The 3410-nt window shown below is 67.4% G+C and carries 3 protein-coding genes; all 3 read right to left on the reverse strand.

All coding sequences use genetic code 11. From position 1 onward, the window contains the following. Positions 1-87: 87 nt before the first annotated feature. Genes OXU42_15670 through OXU42_15680 form a run of 3 tightly spaced genes read right to left on the reverse strand, consistent with a single transcriptional unit; the run spans position 88 to position 3253 of the window. Positions 88-1086, reverse strand: coding sequence for a site-specific integrase (locus tag OXU42_15670; protein MDE0030828.1), 999 nt, complete (start codon positions 1084-1086; stop codon positions 88-90). Beyond that, entirely contained in the window at positions 1083-2024 is a 942-nt protein-coding gene (locus OXU42_15675) for a tyrosine-type recombinase/integrase (protein MDE0030829.1), read from the reverse strand. The genes OXU42_15670 and OXU42_15675 overlap by 4 nt, the downstream gene beginning before the upstream one ends. Then, positions 2021-3253: a site-specific integrase gene (locus tag OXU42_15680; protein MDE0030830.1), complete on the reverse strand. Its 1233-nt coding sequence runs from the start codon at positions 3251-3253 to the stop codon at positions 2021-2023. Before OXU42_15680 ends, OXU42_15675 begins: the two co-directional genes overlap by 4 nt. Between the last annotated feature and the right edge of the window lie 157 nt (positions 3254-3410).

Below are 3410 nucleotides of genomic sequence, written 5' to 3' on the forward strand. Positions count from 1 at the left end.
CGCCATTATTCCGGAGGCCGGATTATTCCGGATTCGTGCAGCGAGTCGGGGGATCACGGGCTCTTCGGTCCATTGTTTCCGGAATAATCAGAGACTGTTCAGGAAGGCCAACAGATCGTCGTCGGGGCGGTAGCGTGCCGGTCGGATGTCCGAAGGCGAGGTCTTGGCCATCGCCCGCTCTTTGAGTTCGAGGTCGGCATGCAGATAGACGAAGGTCGTCTCGACGGACTCGTGGCCGAGCCATAGCGCGATGACCGCCCGGTCGACGCCGTTGGCGAGAAGGTCCATGGCCGCGGTGTGGCGCAGGCAATGCGGAGTGACACGCTTTTTCCCGAGGGAAGGGCAGTCGGCCCTCGCCGTGGCCAGATGTTTGGCCAGCAGGTAGCTGAGACTGTCGTGGCTCAGCGCCCGACCGCGTTGATTGGGGAACACGGGATCGTCCGGTTCGCCCCCGCGTTCCTTCAGCCACGCCTTGAGCATCGCCGCCGCATCCCTGCGCAGCGGCGTGTGGCGTTCCTTGCGCCCCTTGCCGTGACAGCGCAGATGGGCGCCGGCGCCGAGTTGCACGTCGCGGCAACGCAGTTCGATCAGTTCTGACGCCCGCAGCCCGGTTTGAACCGCTACCGTGAGCAGGGCTCGGTCGCGGCGGCCGAACCGGTTCCGCGGGTCCGGGGCGCGGAGCAGGGCCTGGACTTCGTCCCGGTCGAGCCAGGCCACCGGCGAGCGCAGATGGCGTTTGCTCGGCATGGCGAGAACACGTTGCGCGAGGGCCGCATGTTGCGGCTCGTGCAAGGCGACTTGGCGGAAGAAGGAGCGGATCGCGGCCAGGCGGGCGTTACGCGAGCGCGCCCGGTTGCCGCGCTCGTTCTCGAGATGACTGAGGAAGTCGCCGATGAAGGCGGAGTCGAAGTCTTCGAGTCGCAATTCCGAAGGCGGCTTGTTCCACTCCCGCTGGGCGTATCGCACCAGAAGCCGGAAGGTGTCGCGGTAGCTGGCGATGGTATGCGGGCTTGCCTCGCGCTGGTGCATCAGGTGGTTGCTGAAGAACATGGCCAGGAGTCGCGGGAAGTCGGCCGGAGCCTTCATGGCCGCGGCCTCGGCGCGAGGCCGTCGAGCCGTCTGGCGGCGGCCTGCATCAGCTCCGGGGTGGCGGACAGGTACCAGTATGTATCGCTCACATGGGCATGACCGAGCCAGGTCGCGAGGCGCGGGATGTGGCGCTCGACATCGACGCCCTCCCGATACCACCGCACCAGCGTGCCGACGGCGAACGAGTGGCGCATGTCAATGAGCCGGGGGCCGTCGCCACTCGACTTCGCAGGTTCCCGGAGGCCAGTTCGCCGGGACAGCCGGACGAACGTCCAGCGTAGCGTCGACTCCGTGATCCGGGTGCCGCTTTCGTTCAGGAAGAACGCCGGATCGCGGGGGTTGGGGCAGAGACGGTCGCGTCGTGCTGCGTAGCGGCCCAGTGCCAGGCTCGTGGACTCGTGCACGGGAATGTGGCGCGACTTGCCGAACTTGCCGTCGCGCACGGTCAGAACGCCGTTGGCAAGGTCGACGTCGTCCCGGTCGAGGTTCAGGATCTCTCCGGTCCGCATTCCCGTGACCGCCAGCAGCGCAAGCAGCGTGGCGTAGGTGAAGGGCCTGAGCCCGGTGGTCCCGGACAGCGCCCGCGCCGCCGCGATCAGATCGGCGATCTCCTGGTCGCTGTAGATGTAGGGCTGCGGACGACGGTACCGGTAGGGGATCAGGCCCTGCGGCGGGATCTGGTGGCGCGGGTCCACAGCGTTCGCATAACGGGCGAAGCCGCGAACCAGGCCGAGCCGCTTCGCCCATTGGGCGGACTGCGCATGGCTCGGTTCGGTGGCCCATCGAAGCGCCAGTTCGGTGGTGATGAAGACGGCCTCGTACTCACTGGCGACCGTGACGAAGCGCTTCAGGTGCCGTTCTGCGGCCTCCAGCCTGACGCCGAGCGCGCGGCGCGTGGCGAGATACTCGTCGAGCAGGGTGCGCAGGCCGGTCACGACGCACCTCCGGGCCACGCCGGCGCCAGCGCACGCAGCGCCTCCAGGTCGAGCTTGGCGTAGATCTGGGTGGTCTCGGGATGGCGATGGCGCAGGATCTGCCCGATCTCTTCGAGCGAAGCGCCGTTGCGGAGCATCGCGCAAGCCAGCGAGCGGCGCAGGAGATGCGCGCCCTTCAACGGCGCGTCGATTCCCACGCGTGACAGCGCCCGGCGCACGATGTCGCAGATGGCCATCGAGGAGCGGAAGCCCCGGTACGGGGCTATTGCGCGAACGAACACCCGGCGCGTCGCGCACGGCGGGCGACCGTCGCGCAGATAGGCCACCAGAGCCCGCCCGACCTCTTCGGGCAGGGGCAGCGCTTCACACCGCTGCCCTTTGCCGGCAATGGTCACCAGCCCCTTGTCCCAGTCGAGATCGTCCAACGTCAGGGTGGCCACTTCGCCGCCGCGCAGGCCCAGCCGCGCGAGCAGCAGGAGGATGGCGTGGTCCCGCCGGCCGACAGCCGTGTTGCGGTCGCAGCTTGCCAGAACCGACTCCACCTTCTCCGGGAGAAGCGACTTCGGCAGCTCTGGCGAACGCCAGTTCGTCGACGGGATCGCGCCGGCGAGGTCGACGGCGATGTCCCCGCGCTGGTGCAGGTGGCGCAGGAAGCTGCGCATCGCCGTGGCGAGTCCCTTGGCGTGGGAGCGGCTGACGGCATGGCGCACGATGAACCGGTTCGCATCTCTGGCCACCAGCGTCTCGAGGGCCACTGCCCGCGCCCCGAAGCGCTCGTCGAGGAACGCGCGAACCGCGGGAACGTACTTGCCGACCGTCAGCGGACTCAGGCCGCGCTCCTCAACGAGGAAGCGCTCGTAAATGCGTTCGATCCGCGAGACGGCGTCGGCGCTGTCCGTGTCTTTATGGGCCTCGGGTATCCGTCCCTCGTAGCGCAGGTGGCTCAACAGTTGGCGGCCCGTCGCCGCTTCGCCTTGCGGCACCCTTCGAGGTCCGCGGGTGAGCAGAAACGTCTCGAAACGCCCCTCGTCCAGCGCTTCGGCGCCAAGCCCCTCGCTCTCCAGCCAGACGCTGAGGTGCCTGACAAGCCGAAGCTTGTTCCCGGCCGTCTGGCGGGCGTATCCCTGCGCCGCCAGCTCGGCGGCAAACCCATCGAGATCGCGGGCCAAGGACCCAACCCGCAACCACCGCTGGCTCCTTGGACCCGGAAAGAACAGTTCGATCGACATCCGTCTTCTCCATGTTGCTGGCGACATTGCCAGCCGGAGAAGACGCCCGGATTATTCCGGAAACTCAATCACGACCCGTGAGCGATGCCACTGAAATCTCCGCACCTTAGCCGTATGTCAGACGCCACTTCAGAATAATCCGGCGTCCGGAATAATG

Source organism: Deltaproteobacteria bacterium (genome assembly GCA_028818775.1).
Lineage (GTDB): Bacteria > Desulfobacterota > Binatia > UBA9968 > JAJDTQ01 > JAJDTQ01.

What these genes read in the sequence shown, in the direction of transcription:
- OXU42_15670 (MDE0030828.1), bottom strand. Translation starts at nt 1,086, where the DNA reads ATGAAGGCTCCGGCCGACTTCCCGCGACTCCTGGCCATGTTCTTCAGC.
- OXU42_15680 (MDE0030830.1), bottom strand. Translation starts at nt 3,253, where the DNA reads ATGTCGATCGAACTGTTCTTTCCGGGTCCAAGGAGCCAGCGGTGGTTG.